The 14,983-nt window shown below is 72.3% G+C and carries 13 protein-coding genes and 1 tRNA gene; 7 read left to right on the top strand and 7 right to left on the bottom strand.

What is annotated here, in order from left to right; all coding sequences use genetic code 11:
- Positions 1–420 precede the first annotated feature (420 nt).
- The 3 genes from AB0J57_RS03000 to AB0J57_RS02990 all read left to right on the top strand — a co-directional run bounded on the left by AB0J57_RS03000 (position 421) and on the right by AB0J57_RS02990 (position 2,676).
- A complete protein-coding gene (locus AB0J57_RS03000; RefSeq protein ID WP_366126143.1) occupies positions 421–1,632 on the top strand; it encodes a Gfo/Idh/MocA family oxidoreductase in 1,212 nt (403 codons plus the stop codon).
- A gap of 103 nt (positions 1,633–1,735) precedes the next feature.
- Positions 1,736–2,194, top strand: a complete 459-nt coding sequence (locus tag AB0J57_RS02995) for a carboxymuconolactone decarboxylase family protein (RefSeq protein WP_366126142.1) — start codon at positions 1,736–1,738, stop codon at positions 2,192–2,194.
- Between the two features lie 95 nt (positions 2,195–2,289).
- The gene (locus AB0J57_RS02990; RefSeq protein WP_366126141.1) at positions 2,290–2,676 is read left to right on the top strand and encodes an MmcQ/YjbR family DNA-binding protein; all 387 of its coding nucleotides are present in this window, start codon (positions 2,290–2,292) and stop codon (positions 2,674–2,676) included.
- On the opposite strand, the gene AB0J57_RS02985 is transcribed toward AB0J57_RS02990, so the two are convergent.
- Complete coding sequence (locus AB0J57_RS02985) at positions 2,651–3,550, bottom strand: transketolase C-terminal domain-containing protein (protein WP_366126140.1); 900 nt, start codon at positions 3,548–3,550, stop codon at positions 2,651–2,653. The two genes, AB0J57_RS02990 and AB0J57_RS02985, sit on opposite strands and share 26 nt — an antisense overlap.
- Before the next feature lie 21 nt (positions 3,551–3,571).
- Positions 3,572–4,222, bottom strand: a complete 651-nt coding sequence (locus AB0J57_RS02980) for a transketolase (RefSeq protein ID WP_366126456.1) — start codon at positions 4,220–4,222, stop codon at positions 3,572–3,574.
- A gap of 219 nt (positions 4,223–4,441) precedes the next feature.
- On the opposite strand from AB0J57_RS02980, the gene AB0J57_RS02975 reads away from it, so the two are divergent.
- Positions 4,442–4,515 (top strand) — tRNA-Pro (locus AB0J57_RS02975).
- A gap of 145 nt (positions 4,516–4,660) precedes the next feature.
- Here the strand turns inward: AB0J57_RS02975 and AB0J57_RS02970 are convergent.
- Both AB0J57_RS02970 and AB0J57_RS02965 read right to left on the bottom strand, forming a co-directional pair.
- Positions 4,661–5,305 carry a pyridoxamine 5'-phosphate oxidase family protein gene (locus tag AB0J57_RS02970; protein WP_366126139.1) on the bottom strand — a complete coding sequence of 215 codons (645 nt, stop codon included), beginning with the start codon at positions 5,303–5,305 and terminating at the stop codon, positions 4,661–4,663.
- A gap of 36 nt (positions 5,306–5,341) precedes the next feature.
- Positions 5,342–6,508: a globin domain-containing protein gene (locus AB0J57_RS02965; protein WP_366126138.1), complete on the bottom strand. Its 1,167-nt coding sequence runs from the start codon at positions 6,506–6,508 to the stop codon at positions 5,342–5,344.
- A gap of 357 nt (positions 6,509–6,865) precedes the next feature.
- Here AB0J57_RS02965 and AB0J57_RS02960 point away from each other — a divergent pair, with 357 nt between their 5' ends.
- The gene (locus AB0J57_RS02960) at positions 6,866–8,137 is read left to right on the top strand and encodes an aminotransferase class I/II-fold pyridoxal phosphate-dependent enzyme (RefSeq protein WP_366126137.1); all 1,272 of its coding nucleotides are present in this window, start codon (positions 6,866–6,868) and stop codon (positions 8,135–8,137) included.
- 3 nt (positions 8,138–8,140) lie between these two features.
- Here the strand turns inward: AB0J57_RS02960 and AB0J57_RS02955 are convergent, their stop codons facing one another.
- The gene (locus AB0J57_RS02955; RefSeq protein WP_366126136.1) at positions 8,141–9,052 is read right to left on the bottom strand and encodes a LysR family transcriptional regulator; all 912 of its coding nucleotides are present in this window, start codon (positions 9,050–9,052) and stop codon (positions 8,141–8,143) included.
- A gap of 184 nt (positions 9,053–9,236) precedes the next feature.
- Between AB0J57_RS02955 and AB0J57_RS02950 the strand changes: the two genes are divergently transcribed.
- Together AB0J57_RS02950 and AB0J57_RS02945 are read left to right on the top strand one after the other, a co-directional pair.
- Positions 9,237–10,181 carry a 2-dehydropantoate 2-reductase gene (locus AB0J57_RS02950; protein WP_366126135.1) on the top strand — a complete coding sequence of 315 codons (945 nt, stop codon included), beginning with the start codon at positions 9,237–9,239 and terminating at the stop codon, positions 10,179–10,181.
- Between the two features lie 212 nt (positions 10,182–10,393).
- Complete coding sequence (locus AB0J57_RS02945) at positions 10,394–11,752, top strand: carbohydrate-binding protein (protein ID WP_366126134.1); 1,359 nt, start codon at positions 10,394–10,396, stop codon at positions 11,750–11,752.
- A 118-nt stretch (positions 11,753–11,870) separates the two neighbouring features.
- Here AB0J57_RS02945 and AB0J57_RS02940 read toward each other — a convergent pair whose 3' ends face one another.
- Complete coding sequence (locus AB0J57_RS02940; protein ID WP_366126133.1) at positions 11,871–13,418, bottom strand: GMC family oxidoreductase N-terminal domain-containing protein; 1,548 nt, start codon at positions 13,416–13,418, stop codon at positions 11,871–11,873.
- Positions 13,415–14,971 carry an amino acid permease gene (locus AB0J57_RS02935; protein WP_366126132.1) on the bottom strand — a complete coding sequence of 519 codons (1,557 nt, stop codon included), beginning with the start codon at positions 14,969–14,971 and terminating at the stop codon, positions 13,415–13,417. Before AB0J57_RS02935 ends, AB0J57_RS02940 begins: the two co-directional genes overlap by 4 nt.
- Between the last annotated feature and the right edge of the window lie 12 nt (positions 14,972–14,983).

Here is a 14,983-nt window from a genome sequence, read left to right as displayed (position 1 = left end):
CCGGAGCCCGGCGGTGGCGCCCCGGCGGTGCGGCGCGTCGGAGCACCGGCCGGAGCGAGCCGCGCATCGTGGTGCCCACGGCGCACACTCCGGCCCGCGCCACCCGCACGGGCGCCGCACGGCGTGCGGGGCCGCGCCGCACGCCCGCGTGACGCCCCTCTCGCCCGGCGCCCGTGCGGCACGGGCGCCTCTCCTGCCCGGCGTTCGTCCGGCACCGGGCCCCCGTCCTGCCCGGCGTCCCTGGCGCAGCTCACTGCCGTGCTCGGCGCCCCGGCCGCCCAGGCGCGCGCCGCACAGGGGCAGCGGTCTCTCCCGCCGCCGACTGGCCCGCCCCGCCACAAGGGCTGCCGACGGCGCGTCACCGGGCGCCGCCCTGGGGAGGGACAGGGGACCGTCCCCACCAGGAACGAGGTCCCGCACATGACGACGACAACCGACCTCCGTCTCGGTGTCCTCGGTTACGGGCTGCGCGGCAGCCTGGCCCGCACCGCGCACCGGCCCGGCGCCGGCTGTCGTGTCACCGCCGTCGCCGACCCCGACCCGAAGGCCCGGGCGGCGGCGGCCGCCGCCCTCCCCGGCGTACGCCTCCACACCGGCCACCAGGAGGTGATCGACGCCCCCGACATCGACGCCGTGCTCGTCCTGACCCCCGACGACACCCATGCCGACCTCGCCTGCCGCCTCCTGCGCGCCGGGAAGCCGGTGTTCGTGGAGAAGCCGCTCGACATCACCGTCGAGCGCTGCGACCGCGTCCTGCGTACCGCGTACGAGACCGGGACCCGGCTCTACGTCGGCCACAACATGCGCCACATGCCGGTCGTACGCACCATGCGGGACCTGGTCGCACGCGGCGCGGTCGGCCGCGTCAAGACCGTGTGGATCAGGCACTTCGTCGGCTACGGCGGCGACTGGTACTTCAAGGACTGGCACGCCGAACGCCGCCGCACCACCGGCCTGCTGCTCCAGAAGGCCGCCCACGACATCGACGTCCTGCACTGGCTCGCGGGCGGCTGGACGCGTGACGTACAGGCGCTGGGCGATCTGATCGTGTACGGCGACAACCCGCACCGCCGCGCCGTCGGCGAGCCGAAGGCCGACGACTGGTACACCAAGGACGGCCACTGGCCGCCGCACACCCAGCGCGCCCTCAACCCCGTCATCGACGTCGAGGACGTGTCCCTGCTGAACATGCGGCTCGACAACGGCGTACTCGCCGCCTACCAGCAGTGCCACTTCACGCCCGACTACTGGCGCAACTACACCGTCATCGGTGACGAGGGCCGGCTGGAGAACTTCGGTGACGGGCCGGGCGCGTGCGTGAAGGTGTGGAACACCCGGCGCTCGGGCCATCGGCCGGACGCCGACGAGACGTACGAGATCCCGGGGGTGGAGGAGGGCCGGGCGGGCCGGGGCGGGGGGCACGGCGGCGCGGATCCGCTGCTGATCGACGAGTTCGTCCGCTTCGTACGGGAAGGCGGGCCGACGGACACCTCGCCGGTCGCCGCCCGGATGGCCGTCGCCGTGGGGTGCGGGGCCACCGCGTCGCTCCGGGACGGCGGCACGCCGCGCCGGGTGCCGGGGCTGGACGGCGAGCTGGTGGCGTACTTCGAGCGGGGGCAGGCCGGGAAGTGAAGCGCGTCACATCGGTGACCCGGCCCCTATCGCGTGTCACATCCGCGCACCCCCGTTCCGTCGCATGGGTGACCGACGAGATACGGAGCGAAGGAGAACACCCATGCAGGCTCGGATGACCAACCCCGCCACCGTCCTCCCCGAGACGATGCCCGCCATCCAGGACCTGATCAAGGCGGCGAAGACGGGCGGTGTGCCGGAGACCATCCTCGAGCTGGTGCACCTCAGGGCGAGCCAGATCAACGGCTGCGGCTTCTGCGTGGACTTCGGCGCCCGCCAGGCGAAGAAGTCGGGCGTCAGCGACGAGAAGCTGCACGCGGTGGCCGCCTGGCGCGAGGCGCCGTACTTCAGCGACGCCGAGCGCGCCGCGCTCGCCCTCGCCGAGGCGGCCACCCGGCTCGCCGACCGGTCGGACCCGGTGCCGGACGTGGTCTGGGACGAGGCGGCCGACCACTTCGACGAGAAGCAGCTCGCCTCGATCATCCTGTGGGTCGCCACGACGAACTTCTTCAACCGGATCAACGTCACGGTGAAGCAGCCGGCGGGCGTGACGGGCTGGTGACGCCCCCGTGGGCCGCCCCCACCGGGCGGCCCACGGACCGGGCGGTTCAGTGGCTTGCCAGTGGCGTTGTCAGTGGCGCGCCGTACGGTCGTCACATGGCCACAGCCGACGACGTACGCAGGATCGCCCTCTCCCTGCCGGGAGCCGTGGAGAAGCTCTCCTGGGGCATGCCCACGTTCCGCGCGGGCGGGGCCGGCGGGAAGATCTTCGCCTCGTTGGACGACGACGACCGGACGATGGGCGTCAAGTGCCCCAAGGAGGACCGGGAGGAGCTCATCGCGGCGGAGCCGGGGAAGTTCTTCATACGGGAGGGCCACGACGACAACTACGCCTGGCTCCGGGTCCGGCTGACGGCGCTGGACGACGAGGACGAGCTGTACGCCATCCTCGTCGACTCCTGGCGCCAGGCCGCCCCGCGCAGGCTGCGCGAGGCGCACCCGGACGTCGGCGCGCCGCCTACCGGGGGTTCAGGAACGGCGTGATCCGCTCCCGCAGGCCCCGCGGGTCGAGGCCATGGGCGGCCAGGTGCTCCTCCATGTGGCCGTAGCGGCGCAGTTCCCGCTTGGCGACGCCCAGGCCAAGCACGCGGTGCGGAAGGTCCGGGAGGGCGTCGTTGGCGGCGGCGGTGGACGTACCGGCGAGGTACGGCTCCACGATCACGACGTCCGCCGCGCCGCCGGCCACCGCGCGCCGCACCGCCTGGTCGTCGAAGGGGCGCACCGTCGTGGCGTACAGCACCGTCACGTCGAGGCCCTCCGTCGCGGCCAGCACGTTGTCGAGCATCGGCCCGACCGCCACCACCACGCCCCCGCGCCCCTCGCGGACCGTGAGGAAGCCGTCACCGGTGACGGCCCGCGCCTCCCCGTTCGACTGGAGCGACAGCCGTACGTACACCCGGTCGTCCCCCGCGACGGCGTGCCGCAGCAGCGCCTCCGCCTCGTCCGGGTGCCCCGGCACGTGGACCGTCCAGCCGTCGAGCGTGTCCATCAGGGCCACGTCCCCCGGCGACATGTGGGTGAAGCCGCCGGCGGGCCAGTCGTACGACGCGCCGGCACTCACCAGCACCCCACCCACGCCCTGGTGGCCGAAGTCCAGCTTGACCTGCTCGAACGGCCGCTCGACCAGGAAGCTCGCGAAGGTGTGCATCACCGGCCGCATCCCCGTGAGCGCGAGCCCGCCACCCACCCCGATCAGCAACTGCTCCCTGATCCCGACGTTGATCACCCGGTCCGGATGCCTCTCCTCCGCCTGCCGGAAGCCGTCGCGGCTGATCTCGGCGAGCACCAGCGCCAGGCGCGGGTCCTCGTCCAGCAGGCGGCTGGTGGTCGAGATGAAACGGTCACGCATCGTGTCCATGAGTGTTCTCCCCCTCTGTCTCTACGCGTTCTTGGGCTCGACCCGGGCCACCACGGCACGCGGCCGCCCCGGGTGCGGGCGGGTGAAGGCGGCGTACAGCGCCTCGTGGTCCCGCCCGTCGACGGTCTCGGCCGACCAGCCGGCCGCCTCGAACCGGGCGGTGATCCCGCCGGGCCGGCCGAACGTCGCCGACGCGTTGTCGATCACCAGCGTGTGCAACTGCTCCAGGCGGGCCGGTCCCGCGTACGCGATGGCCTCGTGGTTGCTGCCCTCGTCCAGCTCGGCGTCCCCGATCAGCACCCACACCCGGGGGTCGGTGAGCCCCTGCGCCCGCAGCCCGAGCACGGTGCCCACCGCCAGCGGCAGCCCGTGCCCCAGCGACCCGCTGCCGATCTCCGCGCCCGGCACCAGCACCCGGTCCGGGTGGTGGCCGAGCGGCGAGTCGTACGCCCCGAATCCCGGCAGGAGCTCCTCGGCGAAGAACCCCTTGGCGGCGAGCACGGCGTAGTACGCCATCGGCCCGTGCCCCTTCGACAGCAGGAACCTGTCCCGCCCCGGCGCGTCGGCGCTCCCGGGCGACACGCGCAGCACCCGGTCGTACAGCACCCACAGCGCGTCGAGCGTGGAGGTGGCGGCGGGTCCGTGCTTCTCGTCGCCGGTCATCAGGGCCATGAGCCGGTTCAGCTCGCGAATGTCTCGTCGGGTGTCTTCCCGGGCGTCGTGCGGTACGGATGTCTGGGCCGTGTTCGTCATGCCACTCACCGTGCAACTTGAACCGCACTTGAGGTCAAGCGCGCCGGGTGCGCGCAAAGCGGTTCGTGATCACCGGCAGGAGTGCGGTATTGTTCTCGTGCACGCCGGGCCGGGGGAAACCCCAGGTCAGACGGGCACCGGGACGTGGCGCAGCTTGGTAGCGCACTTGACTGGGGGTCAAGGGGTCGCAGGTTCAAATCCTGTCGTCCCGACTCGCGAGAGTCACAGGTCAGGGGCCGTTTCAGAGGAATCTGAAACGGCCCCTTGATCATTTCTGGGGCGCCGGCCCGGCTGTGGGGGCCCGTCCGGCCGTCGGCGGGCCCGTGCTGGTGGACCGGCCGGCCGGGCCCGGTCGGGTCAGCTGGACCGTTGCAGGGTGCTTCCGTTGCCCATGGGTTTGGCCCGGGCCGGATCGGAGCCGGTGAAGTACTGCGCGTCCTTGGGGCGGGTGGCGTCGTGGCCGGTGGGGCGGGGGGCCGGTTCCAGGTGGGGTATGTACTTGGAGCAGTGGATGTAGGCCTCTTCCACGCTCAGATGGACCCACATCTCGGGACTGCGTCCGGGTGCGATGTCGGTGGGCAGGGCAGGGTGGAGCGAGCGCAGCTCGGTGTCGCCGTAGAGCCGGGCCACGCCGTTGACGTGGAGTCCCACGTGGTGGTGGGTGAAGTCCACGAACAGCATGCCGAGGTGGGGGTTCTCCGTCATGTTGCCGGCGCTGGCGAGTACGCCGTTCCCGCGGAATTCGGGGTAGGCGAGCGTGCTGTCGTCCAGCACCTGGACGAATCCGGGCGGCCCGGCGCGGAAGCTGGCGTCACACTCGCCGCGGGAGTCGGCGGTGGCCAGGAAGACCATGGCCTGGCGGCCGATGAAGTCCCGCATCTCGGGTGTGAGGCGGCTGCGCACCTGCTGGTCGTAGAACCGGGCGGCGCGCTCGGTGCTGCCCAGGTGGTGCTGGAGCAGGCGCTCACCCGCTGATCCGAAAGGCAGCGGAGGCAAGGTCACGGGGCGTTCTCCTGGTGGGACGGCCAAGCGCGGGGCTCAGGGCATGGACAGGACGGGAGTGTCGAACGGGTCGTGATGGATGCGTTCGGGGGACGTGCCGTTGTCGGTGAGAGTCTGTCGGGCGGAGACGACCATGGGGGCCGGACCGCTGAGATAGACATCGTGCTGGTACCACGGGCCGTACTCGGCCAGGACCTCCGGCAGCGATCCCCGGATTCCGGGGGTGTACTCGTGGGAGACCGCGCCCCTGATGGTCAGCCAGTGGTGCCGCTGGGCCATCCGCAGCATGTCGTCGACCCCGTACAACTCGGCGCCGGTGCGGGCCCCGATGAAGAGGTTCACCTGATGGCGTCCGCCGCGACGGGCCACCTCCTCGACGAGCGCCCTGATCGGAGCGAGGCCGGTGCCGCCGGCCACGCACAGCAGGTCTCCGAAGACGGCGGCGTCCAGCACCATGTCCCCCATCGGGGGGCCCAGCCTGAGCACATCGCCCACCGCGGCCCGGTGCACCAGCGCGGTGCTGACCGAGCCGCCGGGCACCGCGCGCACATGGAAGGTGAGGGTGCCGTCCTCACGGGGCGCGTTGGCGGGGGAGTAGTACCGCCACTGCCGGGGCCACCAGGGGGTCTCGACACTGACGTACTGACCGGCGGCATACGCGTAGGGCGTGTGGGGACGTACGGTGATCTCGGCGATGCCGTGCCCGCGCGCGACGCGGTGCACCACCGTGGCGGGCCACACGGCGGGCCGTACCGCCTCGTCCTCCTCGGCGGCACTGATCATGACGTCGGCGACCACGCCGTACGCCTTCGTCCAGGCGGCGGCGATGTCCGCGGTCCAGGCGGGGCCGGCGTAGCGGGCCAGGGAGGCGAGGAGGCACTCGCCCACGGCCGGGAAGTGCGCGGCGAGGGTGCCGAACTTGCGGTGATCGCGGCCGAGGTGCCCGCAGAAGCGCACCAGCTTCTCCGGCTCGTCGACCAGGTCCACGATGTGCAGCAGGGCGCGCAGCAGGCGGCCGCGCTGGGCGTCCATCCCCGGCGGGAAGAGCTGACGGACCTCGGGGTGGCGGGCGAAGAGGATCGCGTAGAAGTAGACCGTCATGTCCGCGGCAAGCGGTGCGACCACCGAGACGGAGGCGCGGATGAGGCCGATCTCGTGGGGCGACAAGGGCGCCTCGACCGCCTCGGGTGCGGCGGTGTGCACGGCCGGGGTGGGCGCCGGGTCCCCCGGAGAGGGATGCGCGGACGCACGGTTTGAACGATTGATCCGGAATCTCAAGGGACCAGCGCTCTTTCGTCCGCTATTCGATAGGGCTGCCCACGGAGCGCGGTGACCGGGATGTCGAGTGTGGCGATCATGAGTCCTCGTGGCGGGGGCCGGAGCGTGAAACGGATCAAGCGGTTCCGGACGCTACATGACCGTGTGGGTACTCAGAAGTAGCCCCAGCGGTATATCCGTTAAGCGGCGCTTCGCGACCGGCTGTGGCGGGTTTGTATCCTCGGCACGCGCGACGCCACCGATCCGGTAGGTACCTGAGTGGTACCTGTGAGAGGACACACCATGACCACCGAGCTGAGCCCCGACGCCCTGAGCGGGCTCCTCGAACGCGCCCGTCAGGACTACCAGGACCTCGTGGGACGCGGGCTCTCGCTCGACCTCACCCGTGGCAAGCCCGCGCCGGAGCAGCTCGACCTCTCCGAGGAGCTGCTGAGCCTGCCCGGCGGGCGGTACACCTCGGCGGACGGCACGGACGTGCGCAACTACGGCGGGCTCCAGGGGCTGCCCGAGCTGCGCGAGATCTTCGCCGGGGTGCTTCAGGTGCCCGCCGCGCAGTTGCTCGCCGCCGGGAACTCCAGCCTGGAGCTGATGCACGACTGCCTGGTGCACGCCCTGCTGAGCGTGCTGCCCGGAGCCGACGGGCGCTGGGTGGACCAGGAGCGGATCGCCTTCCTGTGCCCGGTGCCCGGCTACGACCGGCACTTCGCGCTCTGTGAGCGGTTCGGGATCGAGATGATCCCGGTGCCGATGACCGCCGAGGGTCCCGACATGGACGCCGTGGAGCGGCTGGTGGCCGACGACCCGGCGGTCAAGGGCATCTGGTGCGTACCGAAGTACAGCAACCCGGACGGCGTCTGCTACAGCGACGCGACCGTGGCGCGGCTCGCCGCGATGAGCACCGCCGCGCCCGACTTCCGGATCTTCTGGGACAACGCCTACGCCGCACACCACCTCACCGATGAGCCCGTCGAGATCGCCGATCTGCTCGCCGCTTGCGCGGAGGCCGGGAACCCGGACCGGGCGTTCGTGTTCGGCTCCACGTCGAAGATCACCGCGGCGGGCGCCGGCGTCGCCTTCTTCGGCTCGTCCCCCGCCAACGTGCGGTGGCTGCTCGCCAACAACGCCAAGCGGTCGATCGGCCCCGACAAGGTCAACCAGCTCCGGCACGTCCTGTTCCTGCGGGACGCCGACGGGGTGGCGGCCCACATGGAGCGCCAGCGCGCCCTGCTGCGGCCCAAGTTCGAGGCGGTGGCGCGAATCCTGGAGGCCGAGCTCGGCGGGACCGGGCTCGCGACCTGGACCTCGCCCAAGGGCGGCTACTTCGTGACCCTCCAGGTGCCGGACGGCTGCGCCAAGGAGGTCGTGCGCCGTGCCGCCGAGGCGGGCATCGTGCTGACCCCGGCCGGTGCCACGCACCCGTACGGTGACGACCCGCGTGACGCGGTCATCCGGATCGCGCCCAGCTACCCGGGGCTCGGGGAGCTGGAGCAGGCGATCGAGGGACTGGCCGTGTGCGTGCGGCTGGTGGGGTACGAGCAGCGGGCTGCCCGGTAGGCATCAGGGCCCCTGGCCCTCCGCGCCGGTGCGCTCGCACGTCCGGCGGACGGTGTCGGCGAAGGCGCGGGCGAGTGGGGTGAGGGCGTCCCAGCTCCGGACGGCCCACCCCACCGACAGGGGCGGCAGCGCGGGGATGGGGACGAACCGGAGCGCGTCCCCGCCGTCGGTGAAGCGGCCGGGAAGTGCGGGCACGACGGCGTGGCCGAGGCCCAGCTCGGCCAGGAGGATCGCGGTGTCCCAGTCGGCGACGCTCGTGTCGGACCTGTGGGGTACGCCCAGTTCGGCGAAGGCCGCGTCCAGGTGCGCCCGCGACGTGGACCTCGCCGGAAGGCGGATGTGCCGGATCTCCGCGAGGTCGGCCACCTCGATCCGGGGGCGCGCCGCGAGCGGGTCGTCGGCCCGGACGGCCAGGACCCAGGGCAGGTCGACGACCGGGCGCTGCTCGATGCCGCGCACGCGGTCGCCGATGGTGACCCAGGCCAGGTCGAGGTCGTCGGCGGCGAGCGCGTCGAAGCATCTGCGACTGGAGCTCTCCGTCTGGAACTCCAGGCTTGCCCGGGGGTAGCGCCGGTGGAAGGCGACCACGGCCTCGGACATGAAGTGCCGCAAGGTCGTGGCGCCCGTGGTCACCCGTACCGAGCCGACATCCCCGCGTACGGATTCCTGGATGCTCCGCACGGCCAGGTCGAGGCCGGCTATGCCGTGGGCGGCGGCCGCCCGGAGCACCCGGCCCGCCTGGGTGGGGACGACACCGCGCGTATGGCGTTCCAGGAGGGCGACGCCCATCTCCCGTTCCAGGCGCTTCACATGCTGGCTCACCGCCGACTGCGTACAGCCGAGGTCGCGGGCGACCGCGCTGAGGCTGCCCGCGCGGCAGACGGCGACGAAGACACGGAGGTCGTCAAGAGTCACCGACCCAAGGTACCCCTTGGAGCCGATGAGCAAATCCTAGGATTGACTTGGTGGTTGGCGCGCCGGAAGATCACTGCAGGGCCCTCGGGCGGCAACCCGTCCACCCCTTCGCACCCCAACGGGCCCTGGCGAAGGGCATGGACGGGTGCCGACCCACCACTCGTCGCGGAAGGAACGCCACAGCATGCCCAAGCCCTGGACCGTCGCCGTACTCGGCCCCGGAGGGATCGGTGGCCTGCTGGCCGCCCTGCTGTCACGCGCCGGGCACCGGGTCATCTGCGTGGCGGGGCAGGAGACGGCCCGCGCCCTGCGCCAGGACGGCATCCGCGTACGCAGCGGGCAGTTCGGCGACTTCACAGCCACGGTGGAGGCGGACACGGAACTGCGCGAGCCGGTCGACCTGTGCCTGGTCGCCGTCAAGCACACAGCGCTCGGCGCGGCGCTGGAGCGCGTACCGTCCGGCGTGCTCGGCGACGCCGCCCTGGTCGTGCCGCTGCTCAACGGCATCGAACACCCGGACGCGCTGCGCGAGCGGTACGGCGAGCACCGGGTCGTCCCCGGGGTGATCCGGGCCGAGTCGACCCGGGTGGCGCCGGGTGTCATCGAGCACGGCACCCCGTTCACCGAGGTGGACCTGGCCGGACCCCCCGAGCGGCTCGACGGCCTCGCCGGTGTGCTGGAGGCGGCGGGGGTGCGCGTCCGGGTCGCCGAGGAGGAGGCGGCGACGCTCTGGGCGAAGCTCGCCCTCCTCGCGCCTTTCGCCCTGCTCACGACGCGGTACGGGGTCCCCATCGGCGACCTGCGCACCGGGCGCCGTGACGAACTGGTCGCGCTCGTCGCGGAGGCGGCGGCGGTGAGCCACGCCTGCGGGGCGCCGGCCGACCCGGCGGCGGTCCTGGCGCGGTACGACGCCTGGCCGTACGGCACCAAGTCCTCCATGCAGCGCGACGCGGAGGCGGGACGCCCGCTGGAACTGGACGCGATCGGCGGAGCCCTGCTGCGCGCCGCCGCCCGGCACGCCGTCCCGGTGCCGGTCGCCGGCCGCCTGGTGGCCGAAGTGGCGGCGGGGGCAGCGGGGACCGCAGGGGCGGCGGGGGCGGAGGGGACAGCCGGGGTGGCGGCCGGCTGACGGCCGGGGCAGCGGGGTGGGCCCGGCCGGCTGACGGCCGGGGCGCCGGGTCGAGTCCCACCCCACGCGTGCCATTACGCCGCATGGCGGGCGCCCATGTCTCCCATAAAGCCGAAGAACCGACAAACCGACATTGTCGGACGCGCTGTTGGAAACACCTACGGTTCGGCACGTCTTTCCCCCGAACAGACCCCGAACAGAGGTGACACCCGATGCTCCACAGACACGCCACCGCCGCGTGCGCCACCCTCACCGCCGTCGGTGCGCTCGTGCTGGCCGGCTCGCCCGGCGTGGTCGCCGCCGAGGCGCCCGCGCCGCCGTCCATCCCGTCGGCGGCCGGCACCCCCGGCGCCGACAAGCCGTCGCCCGCGCTGCTCGACGCCATGCAGCGCGACCTGGGCCTGACCCGCGAGCAGGCCGAGACCCGGCTGAAGAACGAGGCCGAGGCGGGGGCCCGGGCCGGCCGCCTCCAGAACGCACTCGGCGACCGGTTCGCCGGGGCGTGGGTGAGCGGACCGGTCTCCGCCACGCTCACCGTCGCCACCACCGACGCCGCCGACAAGGCCGCCATCAAGGCGGGCGGCGCCGAGGCGAAGGTGGTCCGCCACAACCTCAAGCGGCTGGAGGGCGCCAAGGCCAAACTGGACCAGGGCTCCGTCCGGACGAAGACCACCGACGCACCCGTCTGGTACGTCGACCTGCGCAACAACACCGTGACGCTGGAGGCCGCCAAGGCGTCCGCCGCCGACGTGTTCCTCACCGCCACCGGCGTCGACCGCGCCCTCGTCCAGGTCAAGGCGACGACCGAGCGGCCGCGCCCGCTGGCGCACGACATCCGGGGCGGCGACGCCTACTACATCGGCAACGCCCGCTGCTCCGTCGGCTTCGCCGTCACCTCCGGAACCCAGCAGGGCTTCGCCACGGCCGGGCACTGCGGCCAGACCGGCGCCACGACCAACGGCCACAACAAGGTGGCCCAGGGCAGCTTCAAGGCCTCCACCTTCCCCGGCAAGGACATGGCCTGGGTGGCCGCCAACGGCGACTGGACGGCGACGGCGTACATCAAGGGGCAGGGCGACCAGAACGTCGAGGTCGCCGGCTCCACCGAGGCCCTCGTGGGCGCGTCGATCTGCCGGTCCGGCTCCACCACCGGCTGGCACTGCGGCACGATCGAGCAGCACAACACGAGCGTGTCGTACCTCCAGGGCACCGTGAAGGGCCTGACCCGCACCACGGTCTGCGCCGAGCCGGGCGACTCGGGCGGCCCGTACATCTCCGGGACGCAGGCCCAGGGCGTCACCTCCGGCGGTTCGGGCAACTGCAAGGACGGCGGCACCACCTTCCACCAGCCGCTCAACCCGGTGCTCCAGGAGTACGGGCTGACGCTGAAGACCAACGCCGCCGACCCGGGCGACTCCGGGAAGGCGGGCGGCACCTGGGCCGCCGGCAAGGTCTACCGCGTCGGTGACCAGGTCACGTACGACGGGGTCTCCTACCGGTGCCTCCAGGCGCACCAGGCCCAGCCCGGCTGGCGGCCCCCGGGCGCCCCGGGCCTGTGGCAGCGGGTCTGACCCGCACGCAGCGGGTCTGACCGGCACACGGCGTGCCGGGGCCCGGGCCGGTCACCGGCCCGGGCCCCTCGGCGCACCGACCCCGCGCACGGGCCGCTCGGCGCGTCTCAGCGCCCCCTCAGCGATCCTCCGCCAGCAGGTCGGCGCACTTCTCGCCGATCATCATCGTCGTGATGCACGGGTTGACGGTGACCAGGTCCGGCATGACCGAACCGTCCGCGACCCGCAGCCCCTCGACGCCCTTGACCCGCAGCCGCGCGTCGAGCGGCGCCAGCGGGTCGTCGTCGGCGCCCATGCGCACCGTGCAGGCCGGGTGGTAGACGGTGTTGTGCGTCTTGCGGATGTAGTCCAGCAGCTCGTCGTCGCTCCGGACGCCGGGGCCGGGGGCCAGTTCGGCACCGGCCCACCCGGCGAGCGCGGGCTGGGCGGCGATCCGGCGCGCCAGTCGCAGGCCGTACGTCATCACCCGTACGTCGTGCTCGTGGGTGAAGTACCGGGGGTCGACCATCGGCTTGTCCCGGTAGTCACGGGTGCGCAGCCGCACGGTGCCGCGCGATCTGGCCCGGGTGACGTTGGGCGTGAGGCAGAAGGCGTTCTCGGACGTCGGGTAGCCGTGCCGGGCGGTGTTCATGTCGAACGGCACCGATCCGTAGTGGAACATCAGGTCCGGCCGGTCCAGGCCGGGTTCGGTGTCGTAGAAGATCCCCGCCTCCCACCACTGGCTCGACGTGGTGGGCATCGGCTGCTTCGCCTCCCACATGATGACGCCCTCGGGGTGGTCCTGGAGGTTCTCGCCGACCCCCCGGGAGTCGACGAGCACGTCCACGCCCACCTCGCGCAGGTGTTCCGCCGGACCGATGCCCGACAGCATCAGCAGCTTCGGCGTGTCGATGGAGCCGCACGACACGACCACCTCGCGCCGGGCGCGTACGACGCGGGTGTGGATCAGGTCCGGGTCCAGGTACTCGGCCCCCGTGCAGCGGCGGCCGTCGAAGACCAGCCGCTTGGCCCGCACGCCGGTGCGTATCTCCAGGTTCGGCCGCTTGCCCATGACCGGGTGGAGGTACGCCACGGACGACGACTGGCGGACGTTGTTCTCGTCCGCGTTGATCTGGAACCAGCCCGCGCCCCGGATCACCGTCGTGCCCGTGTTGAACGGCGTGGTGGGGATGCCCGCCTGGGCGCACGCCTCCAGCAGCGCCGCCCCGCACGGGTCGCCGCCCTTGAGGGTGCGCAGTTGCACCGGGCCGGTGCGGCCGTGGTGGTCGCCCGGCGCGTCGTTGTTCTCCAGCCGCCGGTACAGCGGGAACAGATCGGCCGCGCTCCAGCCCGTACAGCCCGCCGCCGCCCAGTCGTCCAGGTCCTCCGCCGGTGCCCAGAAGGCGATGCACGAGTTGTGCGACGAGCAGCCGCCGAGCACCTTGGCGCGGGCGTGCCGCATGAAGCTGTTGCCGTGGGCCTGCGGCTCGACCGGGTAGTCCCAGTCGTAGCCCGACTCCAGCAGGCCCATCCAGCGCTCCAGCCGCAGGATGTTGTCGTCCCCGACATCGCTGGGTCCCGCCTCCAGGACGCACACCGTGACGGACGGGTCCTCGCTCAGCCGCGCGGCGACGACGTTCCCGGCCGTCCCGCCGCCCACGACGACGTAATCGAACACCTCGGTCATGAGAGCGTGGCCTCCTTCAGGGGCGCGGACTCCGGCGACGCCGCGGCGTGTTCGGCCAGCACACCCGTACGGTGCCGCTGCACGAACCAGTAGTAGGCGAAGCCGCCCACCGCGATCGCCCCCACGAACAGGACGGCGCCCCAGCGCAGGTACCAGTGGTACGGCGGGGCGGCGTTGTAGACGGCGGCGCGCGGCCAGATGAGGTTCACGGTCATCACCGCGCCCCACAGCACGGCGAGCACGTTCACGGGCAGGCCCCAGCGGCCCAGCGAGAACTTCCCCTCGGCCGGCTGCCACCCGCCGCGCAGCCGCGCCACCAGCATCGGCACGGTGACCAGCAGGTACGCCAGGTAGATCATGATGATGCCGATGCTGGTGACCACGGTGAAGATCTGCGGCTGGCGGATGTTGACCACCAGGATCGCCAGCGCCAGCACCCCGATGATCACGGTCGGCAGGACCGGAGTACTGAAGCGGGGGCTCACCTTCGCCAGCCGCGACGACGCCGGGAGGTTGTTGTCCCGGGCCATCGCGAACGCCAGCCGGATCGCCGCGGTGTGGACGGCCAGCGCGCACACCGTCACGGCGATGAGCACGCACCACAGCATCGCCTTGCCGGCCGTCGGCCCGAGGACGTCGAGCACGACGTACTGGAGCCCCTCCGTCGAGAGCCGTTCGCCCCGGAGGCTCGACACGCTCATCAGCGCCAGCAGCAGGATCAGCCCGCCCAGGACGAAGGAGGCGACGATCGCCCGGATGATGGCGCGCGGTGCGTTGCGTGAGGGGTCCAGGGACTCCTCGCCGAGCGATGCCGCCGTGTCGAAGCCGTACATGACGTACGCCGAGGCCAGCGACGCGATCAGGAACGCGCCCAGGTAGCCGAAGGACTGGCCCGAGCCGGTGCCCGCCGTGTCCGTGACGACCTGCGGGCCGCGTACGACGTTCACCGCGAGCAGCGCGATCAGCACGACGGTGGCGATCAGTTCGATGAAGACGCCGGCGGTGTTGATCCGGGCCATCAGCTTCACGCCGAAGGCGTTGACGAGGGTGGTGAACAGGATCAGGCCGGCCGCCAGCACCACCGCGTTGGTCGCCACGTCGTACTTGCCGGTGCCGTCCCCGACGAACTGGAAGGAGGACGATATCTGGGGGAGCGTGAGCTGGTAGGCGAGGGCGACGGCCGCGATCGACACGATCGAGGCGATGAGCATCATCCAGCCCGCCAGCCACCCGACGTGCGGATTGCCCAGCCGCTTCGACCAGTTGTAGATGCTCCCCGCGACCGGATAGCGCGCCGCCAGCTCCGCGAAGCACAGCGCGACCATGAACTGGCCGGCGAACACCATGGGCCAGGACCACCAGTAGGCGGGGCCGCCGCTGGCGTAACCGAAGTAGAAGAGCTGGAAGGTGCCGGTGAGGATGGAGATGTACGAGATGCCGGCGGCGAAGGTGTGGAAGTTCCCGAGCGTGCGCTTGAGCTCCGGGCGGTAGCCGAACTCGGCCAGCTCGGCGTTGTCGTCGCTGTTCGCGTGTCCTGGTGGTGCAGACGTCATGAGCAACTCCTG

It is taken from the genome of Streptomyces sp. NPDC049837, assembly GCF_040674455.1.
In the GTDB taxonomy this organism is placed as follows: Bacteria; Actinomycetota; Actinomycetes; order Streptomycetales; family Streptomycetaceae; genus Streptomyces.
This window is presented reverse-complemented; position numbering and strand designations above follow the sequence as displayed.

What these genes read in the sequence shown, in the direction of transcription:
- AB0J57_RS02995 (WP_366126142.1), top strand. Translation starts at nt 1,736, where the DNA reads ATGCAGGCTCGGATGACCAACCCCGCCACCGTCCTCCCCGAGACGATG.
- AB0J57_RS02935 (WP_366126132.1), bottom strand. Translation starts at nt 14,971, where the DNA reads ATGACGTCTGCACCACCAGGACACGCGAACAGCGACGACAACGCCGAG.
- AB0J57_RS02950 (WP_366126135.1), top strand. Translation starts at nt 9,237, where the DNA reads ATGCCCAAGCCCTGGACCGTCGCCGTACTCGGCCCCGGAGGGATCGGT.
- AB0J57_RS02960 (WP_366126137.1), top strand. Translation starts at nt 6,866, where the DNA reads ATGACCACCGAGCTGAGCCCCGACGCCCTGAGCGGGCTCCTCGAACGC.
- AB0J57_RS02945 (WP_366126134.1), top strand. Translation starts at nt 10,394, where the DNA reads ATGCTCCACAGACACGCCACCGCCGCGTGCGCCACCCTCACCGCCGTC.
- AB0J57_RS02940 (WP_366126133.1), bottom strand. Translation starts at nt 13,418, where the DNA reads ATGACCGAGGTGTTCGATTACGTCGTCGTGGGCGGCGGGACGGCCGGG.
- AB0J57_RS02985 (WP_366126140.1), bottom strand. Translation starts at nt 3,550, where the DNA reads ATGGACACGATGCGTGACCGTTTCATCTCGACCACCAGCCGCCTGCTG.
- AB0J57_RS03000 (WP_366126143.1), top strand. Translation starts at nt 421, where the DNA reads ATGACGACGACAACCGACCTCCGTCTCGGTGTCCTCGGTTACGGGCTG.
- AB0J57_RS02990 (WP_366126141.1), top strand. Translation starts at nt 2,290, where the DNA reads ATGGCCACAGCCGACGACGTACGCAGGATCGCCCTCTCCCTGCCGGGA.
- AB0J57_RS02980 (WP_366126456.1), bottom strand. Translation starts at nt 4,222, where the DNA reads ATGGCCCTGATGACCGGCGACGAGAAGCACGGACCCGCCGCCACCTCC.